Origin of the sequence: Brevibacillus ginsengisoli (assembly GCF_050113715.1) — a bacterium.
Taxonomy (GTDB): domain Bacteria; phylum Bacillota; class Bacilli; order Brevibacillales; family Brevibacillaceae; genus Brevibacillus_H; species Brevibacillus_H ginsengisoli.
Map to the genome: position 1 here is coordinate 246,890 of NZ_JBNJQR010000001.1, position 16,191 is coordinate 263,080.

The window sequence follows — 16,191 nt, forward strand, 5'->3', positions numbered from 1 at the left end:
TAAAGGGACGAAGCTCTTTTCTCCCTTACGATGATGTCGGAATGGAAATAACAAAGCTGGTGCCTCTGCCTAGCTGACTCTCGATATGGATTTTGCCTTTCAACACATGAACAATATGAAAAGCAACCATTGTTCCGAGTCCTGTCCCCTTCTCTTTGGTTGAATAATAGGGGGTACCCAGACGGGAGATTTGTTCCTTGGTCATCCCGACACCGGTATCCTTGATTTCGATTTGGGCCTGTTTGTTTGAGGAACAACATCCAATCGTAATCGTGCCGCCGTCGGGCATGGCCTCAATGCCGTTTTTGACCAGGTTGATCAAGCATTGATGGAATTTCTGGCGGTCTCCTTGAATGACGCAATCATTGGTGAAATAACTTTCCATCTGGATATTATTCAGGGTGGCGAATGGCGCCATTACATCCACAACGTATTGAATTTCATCCGTCAGGTTTAAGGGGACGATACTCTCCAATTGAGGCTTGGCCAGTGTCAAATAATCCGTAATAATCGACTCCGCGCGGTTAATTTCGTCAAGTGAAAGCTTCAAATACTCTTTGCGCTTGTCTTCTGGGAGCTCATCGATAAGCAAGAATTGTATAAAGCCGCGAGTAACGGTTAACGGATTACGGATTTCATGTGACACGGATGCAGCCATTTCGCTAACCACACGCAGCTTTTCGCTTCGATGGAGCCTATCTTTTAAAGCCGCATTCTCTCGTAAACGCTCTACCATTAACGTCACAAAAAACATACAAAAGGTTTGAAGTAAGATACAATCTATTCGATTAACAATGTTTGAAGCGCTTTGATGTGTGGAATAGAGAAAAAAAAGATTATGAATACATGATCCGATGAATCCGATTAGGGTTGTCATCAGAAGTTTTTTGCCAATCGTAAGACGGTGATAAAGCGGGATTAGTCTATACAAGGCGAACAGAACAAAGTTGGTGACGATCATGGTGGGGATTACCCCGGCTCCTCCAAGAAAAAATCGATAGATACTGAGGAAGCAGGTAAGGAGAAATCCGATCGAGAAGCCTCCATACAAGATTCCTAGCACAAACGGAATCATCCGTAGATCAAATAGATATCCATCAACACTGGCAAAAGGGAACCTCATACAAAGCGCAATACTAATAGCGGATAATACCCCGGTCAGCACCTGATTGTGATTGCCGCTCAGACGAAAACGGTCGGTATAAAACACCAAGCACAGAAAAACAGGTAGTATGATGAAAGAAATGTTGATGAGAATATCCTTCCAGTAGTTAGCCATTCCAACACCTGCCTTATTCTTGGTGACTATATAAATAAGGTAACTAGAAATCCTTGCCTGATCAAGTGTTTTATTAGATGGAACGACACTGGATTGAAGTGAACCAATTTGGACATGTTTTTTTACAGATAATTGTGGTAGTTTGAAAGTGTTTGATTTGTTTGACTAGAAGGGAGAAGTTGAAGGATGAGTGTACATATCGGAGCACAGCCAGGTGAGATTGCCCAAAGCGTTCTTCTGCCGGGAGATCCATTGCGGGCCAAATATATCGCCGAGACCTTTTTGGAGAACCCAGTTTGCTATAACGAAGTTCGCGGAATGTACGGCTTCACCGGTACCTATAAAGGAAAGCGAGTATCTGTTCAAGGAACAGGAATGGGAATCCCCTCCATCTCTATCTATGTGAACGAATTGATCCAAAGCTATGGCGCCCAAAACCTGATTCGGGTAGGAACATGCGGGGCGATCCAGAAGGATGTGAGAGTAAGAGATATCATCCTTGCCATGAGTGCTTCTACTGACTCAGCAGTGAACCGCATCCGCTTCAACGGAATTGATTTTGCGCCGACAGCCAACTTCCATCTCTTGAAAAAAGCGTATGAAAACGCAGTAGATAAAGGACTCTCTGTTCATGTCGGAAGCGTTCTAACCAGTGATACTTTCTATAACGAAGACCAAGCCAGCATCCAAAAATGGGCCGATTACGATATTCTCGCACTCGAAATGGAAACAGCGGAACTCTACACCCTGGCGTCCAAGTTCCATGTGAAGGCTTTGTCTGTTTTAACCGTAAGCGACCATATCTTGACTGGCGAAGAAACCTCATCGGAAGAGCGTCAAAAAACCTTCAATGAAATGATTGTCATGGCACTGGATAGCATCTAACGAATCCAGTTTATCCCTTTCTAACTAACTTGAAGCACGTTTTGATAGTGGGAATACTAAGAAGACTTGGAGTAAACAAAATGTCGATCCATGGATTTGTACAGAAACTGTGGAACCTATGCCATATCCTGCGAGATGACGGGATTACTTACCATCAATATGTAACCGAGCTCACCTACCTGCTGTTCATAAAATTACTAAAAGAAACAGGACAAGAGGATAACCTGCCGACACGCTACCGTTGGGATCAACTTGTCGCAGCGGAAGGGGAGGCCTGCCTTAACCTTTACACGCAGCTATTGTATGATCTTGGGCAAAATGAAAGAGGCTTCATTCAAAAGATTTATGCGAATGCGAGTACTCAGATACAAGAACCCCGCAATCTTCAGAAGCTGATTCGGGCAATAAATGAACTGGATTGGTACCATGCCGACGTCGAAGGACTGGGGGATTTGTACGAAGGTTTATTAGCCAAGAACGCCAGTGAGAAGAAGTCGGGCGCCGGACAATATTTTACGCCACGGCCACTTATTAACGTAATGGTGAAGTTGATCAATCCACAGCCAAAAGAGAGATGCCACGATCCAGCAGCTGGCACGTTCGGGTTCATGGTTGCTTGTGATCGTCATGTTCGCGCATTAACCAATCATTATCGGGATTTAACGGAGGAAGAAGTCAGCTTCCAACAGACAGAAGCGTTCACCGGATCAGAATTGGTTCCGGATACCCACCGTCTTGCGCTGATGAACGCCCTGCTTCATAACATCAAGGGCGACATACGCTTGGAAGATTCTTTGGCCAAGGCAGACAGCAGCTCACCGTTGTATGATGTGATCCTCACCAATCCGCCGTTTGGCGCCAAAAAAGGGGGAGAACGAAGCCTGCGAGATGACTTGCCTTTTCCGTCAAACAATAAGCAATTGAATTTTTTACAGCATATTTATCTCTCGCTTCTCCCCAATGGCCTCTCCCGCGCCGCTGTGATTGTACCGGATAACGTGCTCTTCCATGAAGGAGATGGTCAGAAGATTCGAACGGATTTGATGGAAAAATGCGATTTGCACACCATCCTGCGCCTTCCTAAAGGGATTTTTTACGCCCCAGGAGTTCACACCAGTGTCCTCTTTTTTACGCGGGGTTGTGAAGATCAGGGCAATACGCGGGAGGTTTGGTATTATGATCTGCGCTCCGAGATGCCCGTCTATGGCAAGAAGCTGCCTCTTTCCGAAGACTGTTTTACGGTATTTTGTGACGCCTATCTCGCTTCGGATCGCAAAGCCGTGCAAGATCCTCGCTGGTCTTCCTACTCGCGTCAACAAATCAGAGACAATCACGACAATCTTGATCTAGGCTTAATAAAGGAGGGCGTTACACATCCTCCTTCATTTGATCCCGAATCCTTGGCAGAAGAAGCCCTTCACAAACTTGAGCAGGCAACGTCGCATTTGCACATCCTCCTTGAAGAGCTGAAGCGAAGAGGGAAAGGGAGAAGCCTATGAAGTGGAGCCGGGTTCGACTGGGTGACGCGCATACGATTGTGACAGGCTCTACGCCCTCCCGGATAAACGGCGCGTATTATGGGGAAGGTATCCCTTTTGTCAAACCGCAAGATCTCGAGCAAGGAAGAAGACTGGTGGACGCCGCCGAACACTTGAGTGAAGCCGGCAAACAAAGGGCGCGTGTGGTTGGGGCTCATGCCACATTACTCTCTTGCATCGGGACCATCGGCAAATCAGCTTATTCCTGTGTTCCCGTCACGACCAATCAGCAAATTAACAGTCTGATACCGGGTGAAGTGGTTTATCCGCCTTTTACCTACTACTATACGAGAAGTCCGTTCTTTCAGAGAATGCTGCGAGAGAGTTCTACGATAACCACGATCGCGATCGTGAATAAGAGCAAACTCTCGAATCTGCCGTTTCCACTGCCGCCCTTAAAGGAACAAAAGGCAGTTGTCCGGTGGATTGAGCAGTCTCTTGATCAATTACAGCTAGTAAAGCAATTGCTTCGGGAATCAACGAATTTGCTAACCCAATGCAGATTGGCGATTCTCCATCAACTTTATCCTACCTCCCTGGAAAAGGTTCCGAGTGGCTGGAGATTGGCTACCTTGGGGGAGTTGGTTCGGGAATCTCGAATCGGGCTGGTACGCTCTACTGCGATGCAATCCGAGCATTATCGCTGTGGATATATGAAGATGAATAACATTACGTCATCCGGAGAACTTGACCTGACGGATCTAAAGCGCGTGGAGGCTACCGAGCAAGAAATCGCCGACTACCAATTAAGGAAGGGTGACCTGGTGATCAACACACGCAACAGTTGGGAATTGGTGGGGAAAAGCGCCGTTTACTTCGGTCAGGCTGAATATCCGCTGCTGTTTAACAACAACCTGATGCGAATGCGCTTTCAGGATGGAGTTGACTCCCGGTATATTCAGGGGTTTTTCTATTCCAATTCGGGGAACTCACAGCTTCAGCGAATGAAGAGTGCCACCACCAACGTAGCCGCTATCTATAGCAAGCATTTGTTTCGGATGAAGGTGTTGCTGCCGCCTTTAGAGGTCCAGCTTCAGGTGGTGAATGATTGGGAGCAGCTGACCCAGTATCATCAAAAAGGGCTGATGTGCATTCCAGAAGCAGGGGAGCTGGAGGAAGTGGAGAAGGCGATTTTAGGAGAGGCTTTTGCAGGCTTTTCAGTTAACTAAACAGGAGGTTATTGCGATGAATTCATCAATTCAATCGGGAAAACAAGAGATACTGACTGGTTTCGCTGAGATGCTTTCGTATGTTCGCGGGTTGTCTGGTATTGATCATGATCTGTGGTTAACTCCTATGCAACCAGGAAAATGGTCGGTTGCCGAGACGATTGCTCATTTGGTGTTTTGGGATCGCTTTATTTTGGAGGAGAGAATGCCAATCATGCATGCTGGGGCTATATTGCCCAAAGCGGAGATTGATCTGGAAGCCTTCAATGGAGAAGCGGCGAGGTACGCCCGTGAAGAGGCTAGTCAGGAAACGGTTATTCAGGAATTTTGCCTGGATCGGGAAAAAATTTTGGATGAGATTGCAAAAAGAAGTGAGAAAGAGGTTGCCGCTGTTATGTACACCTCATCACAGAAAGAGACCAGTATCTATCTGTATTTTAAAGGGATGATCGAACACGATTTGCACCATCTTGCACCCATCAAACAATTTCTCTCCATCAATCCAAATGAACTTGATTCCTAATTGTTCCTGCTATTCTTTTTAAGAATATTATGTTTATTAATATAAGAAGATGAAATCAAACATACACGGGGTGTTCATATGTCTGCTAAATTACAGTCCATTATGGATTCAATGGAATATTATCAAGCTACGTATCCGGAGGACGCTTATCTTATTATGGCCGATACAGAGAAAATTCTCCGAGTTCTCCCAGGTAAAAAAATCGACCTGAAGGTTCCGGTTGGGGCGTCGATTGAAGTTTTTAAAGACTCGGTCACTTACAAAACACTCAAGACAGGACAAATCCTTCAAGAGGAACGTGGAGCTGAGCATTTTGGAATCGCTTATATCGCTACAGCCAACCCAATCATTGAAAATGGAAAAGTAATAGGTGTCGTCAGTGCGATCGTAACAGCCGACAAAATTGATACCATTCGGACGAGCGCCACTGAGCTCTCTGCTACTGTCGAAGAAATGACGGCAACGACTCATGAAGTTTCGGTTTCCTCTACAGATATGGCGAATCGCCTACAAGACTTATTAAGTGAATCGGAGACGATGATTCGGGATATCCAAGAAATTCATTCTGTTCTTGCTTTCGTCCAGGAAGTGGCAAGTCAATCCCACATGTTGGGACTTAACGCAGCCATTGAAGCAGCACGGGCGGGTGAACAAGGACGCGGATTCTCCGTAGTCGCCAACGAAATTCGCAAAATGGCCGAGCAAAGCAAGGGTTCCGCCAAAAATATCCACGACCAACTTCAACACATCCGCAATTCGGTTGAGCGTATTAACGAAAACATTCAGGAAATCGCGAGTTATACAGAAGAGCATTCGGCCAGTATGCAAGAGCTCCATCATGCGTTCGATCACATTGCCCAAACGGCAGATCGGTTGGTGCAAGCTACATTTAAATAGACGCGCCCTTTATTCTAACGTGATTTTGTATTACTTTTATAGTAATGCAAGTAATAACCATTAGAAGAAAAGAGGACGTTATGAAAGATAGACTCTATTATCAGGATGCCTACATACAAGATTTTAACGCGGAGATTGTCCAGCGTGGGGAAGATACTACAGGAATTTACGTTGTGCTGGATCAAACAGCTTTTTACCCTACCGGCGGAGGTCAGCCTTGTGATGAGGGAACTCTGAACAGTGCCAAAGTCATACAGGTAGAGGAAGTAGAGGGACAAGTTCGTCATTATCTCGAAGAAGCCTTCTCTGAATCTGTCACCAGCGTGCAGGGAAGAATCGATTGGAACCGACGCTTTGATCATATGCAACAGCATACAGGTCAGCATATTTTGTCCGCGTCCTTTGAAGAGGTAGCCGGACTTCCGACAGTTGGCTTTCACCTGGGACGTGAAGTGGTTACGATTGACCTTGAGACCCCTTCAATTTCGGACGACGTGTTGCGTAAGGCGGAAGACCTCGCCAATCAGGTCATCGCGCAAAACAGGGCAATCGAAGCAAAATTCGTTGATCCAAAGGAGTTGTCATCCTATCCGTTGCGCAAAGCGCCTACGGTTGAAGACAATATTCGCTTGGTGATCATCCAGGACTTTGATTATAACCCCTGCGGAGGTACACATCCGCGTCGGACAGGCGAAGTAGGAATGATCAAGCTGTTAGGCTGGGAGAAGCAGAGAGGTAGAGTTCGTCTCAGCTTTATTGCGGGTTCTCGGGTGCTGGAGTTTACCCGTGAGCAGCAAGCGATTATGCAACAAGTGACGCGGTTATTGACGTGCACGGAATCAGAGCTGCCCGCTCAAGTCAGCCGATTGATGGAAGAGCAAAAAGAAACCGCCAAGCTCTTGCAAGAGGCCAAAGCCACACTGATTAGCTATGAACAAAAGGATCTGCTTCAGCATGCGGAGCTTCACCAAGGGATGCGAATGATCTCTAAGGTATACCAAGGGCGAAGCATGCAGGAATTACAGCAGTTAGCCCAACAATTGACGACGGCGGACCAGGATTGCCTCGCGCTGTTTCTTTCCGTAACGGATAAATGCCAGTTGGTTTTTGCGAGAGGCGCAAATCTTCAAGTGGATGTAGCCGCTCTGCTCAAGCAGGTACTTCCGCATATCGGGGGAAAAGGCGGAGGCAAACCGGAGATGGCTCAAGGTGGAGGAGCTATTCCTCTGCATCCCGAAGAAGTGTTGCAGCAAGCGAAAATCTATCTTCAAGGATAATTTGCGCATGACAAAATCCCCGGAGCCCCGGGGATTTTGTCTTCAGAAGCAAACTTGCAACGTTTTATATAGATTTACGGGCTTTAATCATGTCGACAACGGTCTTTAGCACCTTAACTCTCGCGTGCCATTTGTATTCGGCCTCAACCAGTGTCCATGGGGCGTAAGGGGTATTCGTACGGTATAGCATTTCTTCTACCGCCGCCTCATAATCCTCCCATTTTTCCCGATTCCGCCAATCCTCTTTTGTCAATTTCCACTGTTTAAACGGATTTTTTTGACGCTCCTCAAAGCGTTTAAGTTGTTCATCCTTGGAGATTTGAAGCCAGAATTTCACGATTAAATATCCATCATCCGTCAGCATTTTTTCAAACTGGTTGATTTCATCATACGCTCGCTTCCATTCATGCTCATGAGCCAGCTTCTCTACCCGCTCTACCAATACCCGACCATAATGGGAACGATCGAAAATTCCGAAACTTCCTTTTTGGGGCAGACGATTCCAAAATCTCCACAAATAATGATGCTTGGCTTCAATTCCATCTGGTGCCGCAATCGAATGAACCTGAAAACCACGAGGGTCCAATCGCTCGGTGAGACGACGAATGGCGCCACCTTTACCCGCCGCATCCCAGCCTTCAAAGACGATAAGAATAGGGATTCCCGCCTGATGAAGCTCGCGCTGCAACAGTAAAAGCTCCAACTGATATTCTTTCAATTCCGCTTTATAATCCTTTTCAGTTTCGTATTGCTGATTAAGATTCATCTTTTCAAGCATCGTGAGTTCCTCCTTGCGTTAGGCTCGTCCTTCACTATGTATCCTAATAAGAATTGTAGTACAGACATCCTTGGAGTGAAAGGGAGAAAAGGAAAAAATTTACGAAAAAACCCCGTCAATGAGGAACGGGGTTTCGTAATATTTCCCTATATTTGGCAAATATCAGGTGGGCAATCATCGCAATGAATGGCTGTCTTAAGGTAATGAATATCTTTGATCAGGATATGTCCCAGTGGAAGTATATCAATTACATCCAGCTTGCGAAGCTCTGCCAGCATCCGATTTACGCTTTCGCGAGTCAGTCCTATATATTGAGCGAGGTCACGGTTGGTTAAGGATAAATCGATTAGGATGCTGCCGTCTTCTTGAGGCACCCCATACGAATTGCTCATGCGGATTAATGTCGAGTAGAGTGCGCCTGTTTTTCCATTCAAAAGTAAATCGCGGAACTTAGATTGAGTGCGACGATGGACCCTTCCCATCCAACGCATGAACTCTATGCAGAATTCACTGTTGCAAAGCAGCAGATTTTCGAGGGTTGCGCGAGGTACAATGGCAACTTCACAGACGTCCATGACGATTACTGTGGAATTGTACACCAGGTTCTTTTCAAATATGCCTACGACTCCAACTAATTCCCCTGGACCACAAACCTGCAAGGTCAGTTCCTTGCCATCCATGGTCGTTTTCATTAGTTTCAGGGAGCCTGAACAAATAAGATAAACAAAGTCTGCTTTATCACCATCGTTAAACAATACATGTGGGGCTTTGAACGTCTGGAGCGTCGCTTTGGATTCGAGTTGTGCGGTAAATGCCGATGAGATTTGTTCGGCAAAAGATAGCCCGTTGGGGGGCATTGTTTGATCACCTCATCATACACGTAAATAAAGTAAGTTAGTCTTACGTAAAGTATAACAAATAAACGAGAAGAAGAATCAAGGAGTTCGTGTGACGATCTTTTGAGAATTTTGCAGTGAATTTAGTCACATGAATGAAAGGGAAATTTGTTACAATACTAACAAAAGCATCCCTTAGTTTTCAATCCTTTTTTCAAGCCTGCATGTCCCGTTAGACGAAGGGTCTGGATGTAAGGGAGAGGTGATGCACAATAATGAACGTATGTGGAGTGAATTAAATGGGAATTTCTTCAAAAATTGTATTGATCGGTAGTGGAGCAGTAGGTGCTACTTTTGCCTATACGGTCTTATTAAAAGGATTGGCTAATGAATTGGTTATTATTGATGCCAACGAAGACAAGGCAATGGGTGACGTACTCGATTTAAATCATGGTCTGTTGCTTGCCAATACGATGAAAATAACAGCGGGGACTTATGCCGATTGTAAAGATGCAGACATTATTGTAATTACCGCTGGTGCGGCCCAACGTCCAGGTGAGACGCGGATCGACCTGATGAATCGCAATGTCTCGATTTTCGATTCCATCATTTCACAGATAACGAAGTACAATCAGAACGGGATCCTACTGATTGCCACCAACCCGGTGGATATCTTGACGCAGGTTGCGTTAAAGCTGTCCGGTTGGGATAAGAACCGAGTCATTGGTTCGGGAACACTTTTGGACACCTCGCGTTTCCGTTATCTCATCGCTGAGAAGATGGGGGTCGATCCGCGAAGTGTTCACGGTTTAATCGTGGGTGAGCATGGTGATACGGAAGTTCCTGTATGGAGTTCCATGTACGTGTCTGGTTTACTTCCTGAGAAAACCGATCAAGACTCTCGTTGGCATTTATCCGATGAGCATAAAGAGGAAATTTATCAGAACACCAAGGGGGCAGCCTACAAAATCATCCAAAAGAAAGGCGCCACCTATTATGCGATCGCCTTGGCGCTCGCCCGTATTTGCGAAGCCATTCTGAAAGATCAACACTCCGTACTTCCTGTTTCCTCCTATCTGGAAGATTACCAGGGAATCAGCGGAGTTTGTATCGGAGTACCTACTGTCGTTGGAAAAAATGGCGTAGAACATCTCGTCCCATTACCTCTCACAGAACAAGAAGAAGCTCAATTAAAACATTCGGCAGACACGCTCAAACAGTTCCTGGTTGAAATCGGGTTCGCCTAATTACACATTTTGACGAATAGAAAAACCGACTTAGCTAATGGCCCAAGTCGGTTTTTCGTATGGAACAGCTTATCGAACTCCAGGTGGCAGTTGTGGACGAACGTAATTTAGGGGCTCATCAAACGTAATGTAATCTAGGTTCACCATCAAGAGCAGGTAGCGACGACCTGTTGTGGGATCGCTAATAATAATATGGTCGCGTCCAGCTGCTTCGAGGATGCCCTTGAATACTTTGGCGTTCCATTCGCTGTTGTTTTCAAAAGTCTGGTAAATCGTAGCCATTTTCCCTAAATTCATACGTAAAATATTTTCTATATAAGATTCTTCTACAAAACCAGTTGGTGTACCGGGGATTGCGCTTCCACTTGGCTGAACGGGCGTAACTTGTTGCATCGGCATCATTTGCTGCATGGGCTGCATGGGCATCATTGGTTGCATTGGCATTCCCATTCCCATAGACTGCTGCTGATCAAATGGCATCATGGGTGTTTGACTACAATCGTAGCAAGGCATCATCATTTGTCCACCGAGACTTGGATAACTCATCGATTTTCTCTCTCCTTCTGATGTACTCGATTTCGCTTGGATGAACTTAGTAAACGCGTGGGCAATTGCTTGGGATCGGGGCAAAGAAACAGTGAGATTTATACCGTCCAACATTTGCTTGGTTGAACCATTGACCTGGACAGCCTCCTTCAGGTTTGAAGAACCATAAGGAATTGGTAGCTGGGTGTTGTTTTTCCCCGTTTATCACTCGTTTTGCCAGACGTCTTTCTTTATCACGGGCCCGTTGATAGAAATACGGTTTTTGTACGGATTCATATCCACCAGGAGATTGATAGACCATGTCACTCACTGTCCGGATGTTTTTAAAATCCATGCAATTCCCGTAAATACGATTCACGCCAACGTTACCTACCATTAGTTCGCCGAGTTCACCTTCTCCTTCTGCTTCTGCCCGAAGTAAGCGAGCCAGTAAATCTACGTCACTTGAGTTTGCCTTGATAAGTGCCATTCGTTCACCTCCACGCTGAAACCTACATTATCAATATATTGGCGAAGTTCGTTTAGGTGATTGTCTAGGTAAAAAAACAACAGCCCACCTTTCTAGAAGGCGAGCTGTAAGTTATTTTCGTTTTCTTTTTTGAACGACATACCAGGTGATCACGAGCAGTACTGTGATTCCGAACAACGCCATTCCCTGATAGTTATCCAGGATTTCTTTGGCATGCTTGCCGTAAAAGTAAAACAACACGCCAATCAAATAAAACTTGAGTCCTCTTCCCAGGATGGCGTACATCATGAGCCTGAAAAAAGAGAATCCGAAGGCGCCCGATAAAATCGTAAACACTTTAAACGGAATGGGAGTAAAAGAGCCAATTAAGATTGCGGCATCTCCGTTCTGCGTGAACTTCTCAGTGGCCACATCTACCCACTTTTGGGGCAAAATCAGATCCAAGAATCGTTTTCCTAAGAACTTCCCCAACAGGAATCCCACTGGAGCACCAAGGATAGAGCCAAGAAAAGCATAGGTGGCATACTGAAAGGATTTGCTAGGATCGAGTAGGCTCATGGCGATTTGCATAAAAAACGGGGGCACGGGAAGCACGAAAGAATCAAGGAACGCCATCGAAAAAAGCCCGAATGCTCCATATTGCATAAAAATTTGGGTGATTTGCTCAAACATCTTGATCTCCTTTGTCATGGTTCAATTGGGTAGCCCAAATTCAATCATTAGTAGGTAATGGCCATTTGGGACATACTGGAGAATGTGAATAACGCGCTGAAGGAGGAAGAATCCTGATGACTCATCATGCTTACGGTGCTCATGAGGTTATTGAATTACACGATGTATTAACCAATACGATTAACACCATCCATACGTTTCAACTTTATTTACAATCGATCCAAGATTCTTCATTGCGGCAGATCGCGTTAAACCAATTGCGGTTTATGACAGTGGAATATAACGAACTCGTTCATTTTGTCCATGGACTTGCGGCGGGTAAAACGATTTCCTACCATTCGTTTGGAGATTGGACAACTGGAGTCAATCAAGGAAACGTCCCCAATGCTCTGACCAATGTTCATTCCCCTTATCGCAATCACTCTATGTCAGACATCGAACTAGCCTCATGCATGTTAACGCTGCACAAAGCTAGCGCCACTATGCGAATGCACGCCGCATTGGAATGCGCAGATTTCAAGATTCGTCAGCTAACGTTGCAGGGAGCCGCGAATTGCGCGCACCAGGCGTACGAGGTATGGGATTACATCCATTCACACGACCATTATCCTGTTCCATCCGTGAACGAATTATCGCATTCTCATTTGTTGCATGATTTCAGTCCTCAGCCGACGGACGTTCAATCCGTCCAATCCACATTCGAGCATTCGAAATCTCCTGCCGAAACAGCTTTTAGTGAATCGGTATCCTCCAATAGTTGGGAAACTGAAGGACTAGATAATACGAATGACACTAGTCTAACCTGACCGATAGATGTGACATTTGTTACAATTTTTCTGAAAATAAGTTGACGGAATCATTACTTTCTCCCTACTATAGAAGTCATAGACGGTACGCTGTAGGAGGTTTTTATGAAAGATATTGGTTCTGGTCAAATCCTGTTTTATGCACCCGATGGGACAAAAGTACAGATTAAAGGAGAAATCACCATTCGTCAGGATCGAGTGGTTGTGACGGAGATCATCTATTTTAACGGACGTCCGAATGGTGCGAGAGAAATTAACTTTCCACTTGCGAACTGTGTCATTTATTGGGAAGCGGAAGTGTACGAACATATCGGATTTGAATAAGCATCCTACATATGATCAAAAAAAAGCGTGTGGATGGACACGCTTTTTTATCATATCGGAAAGTTTAATTGCTTTACAGAGGTAAAGCAATTAAACTTTCCTTCCATTCGCGTTAGCCCGCTGAAGAAAAGACTTCGTCACTGAAGACTCATTTTAAGCGAAACAAAGCGTAGTGAACGGAGCGGACAGTAGATGCTTCAAGCGAGCTTAAATAGAGCGGAAAGGGACGAAGTCTTTTCTTCTTACACCTCAAGGGTTCCCTTGTCTAATCTCCCTGTGGTAGGATGATAGGTGCAAATAGTGTAAAGGTGGGATTCTCTTGATTGATAAAATATTAGCAAGGGCAGTCGCCGGTGAACGCTTGGGACTCGAAGATGGCTTGGCCTTGTTTGACAGCGATCAAGTAGAAAAGATTGGTCACGCTGCCAATTTAATTATGCAAAAGTGGCATCCTGATCCGATTACGACATTCGTGATTGGACGAAATATTAATTACTCGAACGTTTGTGACACCTACTGTCGTTTCTGTGCATTCTATCGTGCACCTGGTTCGTCAGAGGGTTACGTGTTGCCAGATGATGTTATTTTCCAAAAAATTCAAGAAACCGTAGATGTAGGCGGAACTGAAATTCTCATGCAGGGTGGAACCAATCCTGATCTGAAAATTGACTACTTTGAGAATCTACTAAGAGGTATCAAAAAGAGATTCCCGAACATCACCATGCACTCGTTGTCAGTGGCGGAAGTAATGAAAATCGCTGAGGTTTCCAATCTGACAGTGGAAGAGACGTTAATTCGTCTCAAGCAAGCGGGTCTTGATTCACTGCCAGGTGCGGGTGGAGAGATTCTCGATGACCGTACCCGCAAAAAAATCTCCCGACTCAAAGGCTCCTGGACCGAGTGGATTGATGTACAGAAGACCGCTCATCGTGTAGGGCTTCCAGGCACAGCTACGATGGTAATCGGGTTTGGCGAATTGATGGAGGAGCGCGTATTATCACTGATGCGCATCCGGGAAGCGCAAGATGAGACGAACGGATTCAAAGCCTTCATCGTGTGGCTGTTCCAACCAGACAACACCAACATGCAAGCTGTGAACAATACACCAGAAGAGTATCTCAAGACCTTAGCAATCGCTCGCTTGATGCTGGATAACATTCCAAACTTCCAGGCTTCCTGGGTAACGCTTGGCCCGGATTACGGCAAACTGTCGCTTTCATACGGCTGCAACGACTTCGGTTCAACCATGATGGAAGAGAACGTGGTTTCCGCCGCCAAATGCGCGTATAAAGTAAACACTAACCATATCTTGCAATTAATCCGTGAAGCAGGCAAAATCCCGGCTCAACGCAATACGCAATACGACACTCTGCGTGTGTTCAAGGATACTGAAATGGCTGATGTGGATTTCGTGATGCAGAATTAATCGAATATGAAAGAGATTAACCGGTAGCCCTGTAGGTTGCCGGTTTTTGGTTTCCGCTTTTGCCTTCTGCCTTCTGCCTTTCCAATCGTTCACTCCGATAGAAGAAAAGACTTCGTCGACGCGTAGCTCCTTTTAAGCGAAACCCAGAGGAGGGAACGTAGGAAGGGAAAAAAGTCGGCATTCTTTACTTCAGACTGAGAGGCTAAGTGATTTTCTTGCCGACTCCCTTTCGCAGTGAACGGAGCGGACAGTCTAAGCTTCACCACGAGCTTAAACAGAGCCCAGCGTGACGAAGTCTTTTCTTCCTCACCACACCCCTCATTTCCAACTCTTTAAAAGTATATCAGCTTACCTTCAACATATACTGTTAGTACTACGTTGGAGGTGACGCAAGATGCAGACCTTATCCGTACTTCTCCAAAAAGACAAGCCTGCCAGCCGTGATCATTTTCGTCAGATCGTCGCCAAAACGAAACAGCAAGTGTCAACCTCTCCTGTTACCATAGAGGTAAGGGAAGATCGTTCCGCTGGATATGACATGTTTACGTTTGTCAGTTGGTCCGCTGAAGAATATACATTGGAGACGCGGGATAGGGTTCGATCATTTGTGTCGCTTGTCGTGATGGAGTTTATTATTGAGCAGCTGCAGCCTCAATTGATTCGGCAAATTATTCGCAAGGCGTTTTCCGATCAAGTATCGAACGACTGGAGCGCTTTGTTGCCTTATATTCACGTGGTATTGCAAGATAATGATCGAGAACAGTCTCAGCTTTCCTACAAGACGAGGCTTTACCAGCAAATTCTGGAGTATCTGCAGGATCATCGAGAAATCGTCATGGACGGTTTTGTTCGTTTTCGCTGCAAGCCTTACCTCGATACATTGCAGGATGCGATCGAGGTAGGTCTCAAGCAATATAAAGAGGACAAGGAATACAAAGAGTTTGTGGAGCTTTTGCGATATTTTGTCTCCGTTCAAGAGACGCGTTATGAGCTTGTCCATGTTGTTCAGAGCGGAAGCAAGCCCTTTTTATTTTTTGATGAAACCGGAAGTTTAATTAATCTAGATCAACTGGATATGATTTTACAATCGGTTGGACAAGATTTTCGCGAGGAAGATTATGTGGTAAGCGCTTTAATAACCTTGGCTCCCAAAAGAATTCTGTTCCACTTGGCGGACCAGCGCTCCAATTTAATTGAGACCCTGTACGGAATTTTTGGAGACCGTCTGGCATCATGCCAAAACTGTTCGTATTGCCAAAATGTCCAGCGCGCCCTTGACTTCATTAAATCGACTCACTATAATACATAACTAAATACATGATTGAAATACAATGAGAAGGACATGGACGTTATTTTAGCCGCTTTCAGAGAAGTAGGTCGTTGGCTGTGAGCCTACAGTGCGCGGATAATGCTCTACCCCCTTCGAGTAGCTGTCGGGAACGAGGAGTTCTTTGTAAAGGAGCGTCCTTCACTATCGACTAGCCGGTCCGATTAAACGGGTCGTTATTTTACTGGAGAG

Annotated in this window: 17 protein-coding genes; 11 read left to right on the plus strand and 6 right to left on the minus strand. The window is 45.4% G+C overall.

The genetic code is table 11. The annotated features are described in order from the left end of the window. Positions 1-25: 25 nt before the first annotated feature. A complete protein-coding gene (locus ACQCN2_RS01390) occupies positions 26-1,279 on the minus strand; it encodes an ATP-binding protein (RefSeq protein ID WP_426927092.1) in 1,254 nt (417 codons plus the stop codon). 186 nt (positions 1,280-1,465) lie between these two features. On the opposite strand from ACQCN2_RS01390, the gene deoD reads away from it, so the two are divergent. The 6 genes from deoD to ACQCN2_RS01420 all read left to right on the plus strand — a co-directional run bounded on the left by deoD (position 1,466) and on the right by ACQCN2_RS01420 (position 7,568). Continuing rightward, entirely contained in the window at positions 1,466-2,164 is a 699-nt protein-coding gene (gene deoD, locus ACQCN2_RS01395; protein ID WP_426927093.1) for a purine-nucleoside phosphorylase, read from the plus strand. Positions 2,165-2,244: 80 nt separating this feature from the next. After that, entirely contained in the window at positions 2,245-3,663 is a 1,419-nt protein-coding gene (locus ACQCN2_RS01400; protein ID WP_426927094.1) for a class I SAM-dependent DNA methyltransferase, read from the plus strand. Continuing rightward, complete coding sequence (locus ACQCN2_RS01405; RefSeq protein WP_426927095.1) at positions 3,660-4,871, plus strand: restriction endonuclease subunit S; 1,212 nt, start codon at positions 3,660-3,662, stop codon at positions 4,869-4,871. The genes ACQCN2_RS01400 and ACQCN2_RS01405 overlap by 4 nt, the downstream gene beginning before the upstream one ends. Positions 4,872-4,887: 16 nt before the next feature. Further along, positions 4,888-5,394: a DinB family protein gene (locus tag ACQCN2_RS01410; RefSeq protein ID WP_426927096.1), complete on the plus strand. Its 507-nt coding sequence runs from the start codon at positions 4,888-4,890 to the stop codon at positions 5,392-5,394. Between the two features lie 78 nt (positions 5,395-5,472). After that, the gene (locus tag ACQCN2_RS01415) at positions 5,473-6,291 is read left to right on the plus strand and encodes a methyl-accepting chemotaxis protein (RefSeq protein WP_426927097.1); all 819 of its coding nucleotides are present in this window, start codon (positions 5,473-5,475) and stop codon (positions 6,289-6,291) included. A gap of 80 nt (positions 6,292-6,371) precedes the next feature. Next, positions 6,372-7,568: an alanyl-tRNA editing protein gene (locus ACQCN2_RS01420; protein WP_426927098.1), complete on the plus strand. Its 1,197-nt coding sequence runs from the start codon at positions 6,372-6,374 to the stop codon at positions 7,566-7,568. A gap of 64 nt (positions 7,569-7,632) precedes the next feature. On the opposite strand, the gene ACQCN2_RS01425 is transcribed toward ACQCN2_RS01420, so the two are convergent. Both ACQCN2_RS01425 and ACQCN2_RS01430 read right to left on the minus strand, forming a co-directional pair. After that, complete coding sequence (locus ACQCN2_RS01425; RefSeq protein WP_426927099.1) at positions 7,633-8,346, minus strand: polyphosphate kinase 2 family protein; 714 nt, start codon at positions 8,344-8,346, stop codon at positions 7,633-7,635. 146 nt (positions 8,347-8,492) lie between these two features. Continuing rightward, a complete protein-coding gene (locus tag ACQCN2_RS01430; protein WP_426927100.1) occupies positions 8,493-9,203 on the minus strand; it encodes a Crp/Fnr family transcriptional regulator in 711 nt (236 codons plus the stop codon). Between the two features lie 278 nt (positions 9,204-9,481). Here ACQCN2_RS01430 and ACQCN2_RS01435 point away from each other — a divergent pair, with 278 nt between their 5' ends. Then, positions 9,482-10,429, plus strand: coding sequence for an L-lactate dehydrogenase (locus tag ACQCN2_RS01435; RefSeq protein WP_426927101.1), 948 nt, complete (start codon positions 9,482-9,484; stop codon positions 10,427-10,429). 69 nt (positions 10,430-10,498) lie between these two features. Here the strand turns inward: ACQCN2_RS01435 and gerQ are convergent, their stop codons facing one another. From gerQ to ACQCN2_RS01450, 3 genes are all read right to left on the minus strand, one after another. After that, on the minus strand, positions 10,499-10,885 hold the full coding sequence (gene gerQ / locus ACQCN2_RS01440) for a spore coat protein GerQ (RefSeq protein ID WP_426927504.1): 387 nt from the start codon (positions 10,883-10,885) through the stop codon (positions 10,499-10,501). Positions 10,886-11,021: 136 nt separating this feature from the next. After that, positions 11,022-11,444: a cell wall hydrolase gene (locus tag ACQCN2_RS01445; RefSeq protein WP_426927102.1), complete on the minus strand. Its 423-nt coding sequence runs from the start codon at positions 11,442-11,444 to the stop codon at positions 11,022-11,024. A 111-nt stretch (positions 11,445-11,555) separates the two neighbouring features. After that, the gene (locus ACQCN2_RS01450) at positions 11,556-12,116 is read right to left on the minus strand and encodes a YqaA family protein (protein ID WP_426927103.1); all 561 of its coding nucleotides are present in this window, start codon (positions 12,114-12,116) and stop codon (positions 11,556-11,558) included. A 116-nt stretch (positions 12,117-12,232) separates the two neighbouring features. Here ACQCN2_RS01450 and ACQCN2_RS01455 point away from each other — a divergent pair, with 116 nt between their 5' ends. From ACQCN2_RS01455 to ytxC, 4 genes are all read left to right on the plus strand, one after another. Continuing rightward, the gene (locus ACQCN2_RS01455) at positions 12,233-12,922 is read left to right on the plus strand and encodes a spore coat protein (RefSeq protein WP_426927104.1); all 690 of its coding nucleotides are present in this window, start codon (positions 12,233-12,235) and stop codon (positions 12,920-12,922) included. 105 nt (positions 12,923-13,027) lie between these two features. Next, positions 13,028-13,246: a hypothetical protein gene (locus ACQCN2_RS01460; RefSeq protein WP_426927105.1), complete on the plus strand. Its 219-nt coding sequence runs from the start codon at positions 13,028-13,030 to the stop codon at positions 13,244-13,246. 319 nt (positions 13,247-13,565) lie between these two features. Continuing rightward, the gene (mqnC, locus tag ACQCN2_RS01465) at positions 13,566-14,672 is read left to right on the plus strand and encodes a cyclic dehypoxanthinyl futalosine synthase (RefSeq protein ID WP_426927106.1); all 1,107 of its coding nucleotides are present in this window, start codon (positions 13,566-13,568) and stop codon (positions 14,670-14,672) included. A gap of 394 nt (positions 14,673-15,066) precedes the next feature. After that, positions 15,067-15,981: a sporulation protein YtxC gene (ytxC, locus tag ACQCN2_RS01470; protein ID WP_426927107.1), complete on the plus strand. Its 915-nt coding sequence runs from the start codon at positions 15,067-15,069 to the stop codon at positions 15,979-15,981. Positions 15,982-16,191: the final 210 nt, after the last annotated feature.

What these genes read in the sequence shown, in the direction of transcription:
- ACQCN2_RS01390 (WP_426927092.1), bottom strand. Translation starts at nt 1,279, where the DNA reads ATGGCTAACTACTGGAAGGATATTCTCATCAACATTTCTTTCATCATA.
- deoD (WP_426927093.1), top strand. Translation starts at nt 1,466, where the DNA reads ATGAGTGTACATATCGGAGCACAGCCAGGTGAGATTGCCCAAAGCGTT.
- ACQCN2_RS01400 (WP_426927094.1), top strand. Translation starts at nt 2,245, where the DNA reads ATGTCGATCCATGGATTTGTACAGAAACTGTGGAACCTATGCCATATC.
- ACQCN2_RS01405 (WP_426927095.1), top strand. Translation starts at nt 3,660, where the DNA reads ATGAAGTGGAGCCGGGTTCGACTGGGTGACGCGCATACGATTGTGACA.
- ACQCN2_RS01410 (WP_426927096.1), top strand. Translation starts at nt 4,888, where the DNA reads ATGAATTCATCAATTCAATCGGGAAAACAAGAGATACTGACTGGTTTC.
- ACQCN2_RS01415 (WP_426927097.1), top strand. Translation starts at nt 5,473, where the DNA reads ATGTCTGCTAAATTACAGTCCATTATGGATTCAATGGAATATTATCAA.
- ACQCN2_RS01420 (WP_426927098.1), top strand. Translation starts at nt 6,372, where the DNA reads ATGAAAGATAGACTCTATTATCAGGATGCCTACATACAAGATTTTAAC.
- ACQCN2_RS01425 (WP_426927099.1), bottom strand. Translation starts at nt 8,346, where the DNA reads ATGCTTGAAAAGATGAATCTTAATCAGCAATACGAAACTGAAAAGGAT.
- ACQCN2_RS01430 (WP_426927100.1), bottom strand. Translation starts at nt 9,203, where the DNA reads ATGCCCCCCAACGGGCTATCTTTTGCCGAACAAATCTCATCGGCATTT.
- ACQCN2_RS01435 (WP_426927101.1), top strand. Translation starts at nt 9,482, where the DNA reads ATGGGAATTTCTTCAAAAATTGTATTGATCGGTAGTGGAGCAGTAGGT.
- gerQ (WP_426927504.1), bottom strand. Translation starts at nt 10,885, where the DNA reads ATGGGAATGGGAATGCCAATGCAACCAATGATGCCCATGCAGCCCATG.
- ACQCN2_RS01445 (WP_426927102.1), bottom strand. Translation starts at nt 11,444, where the DNA reads ATGGCACTTATCAAGGCAAACTCAAGTGACGTAGATTTACTGGCTCGC.
- ACQCN2_RS01450 (WP_426927103.1), bottom strand. Translation starts at nt 12,116, where the DNA reads ATGTTTGAGCAAATCACCCAAATTTTTATGCAATATGGAGCATTCGGG.
- ACQCN2_RS01455 (WP_426927104.1), top strand. Translation starts at nt 12,233, where the DNA reads ATGACTCATCATGCTTACGGTGCTCATGAGGTTATTGAATTACACGAT.
- ACQCN2_RS01460 (WP_426927105.1), top strand. Translation starts at nt 13,028, where the DNA reads ATGAAAGATATTGGTTCTGGTCAAATCCTGTTTTATGCACCCGATGGG.
- ytxC (WP_426927107.1), top strand. Translation starts at nt 15,067, where the DNA reads ATGCAGACCTTATCCGTACTTCTCCAAAAAGACAAGCCTGCCAGCCGT.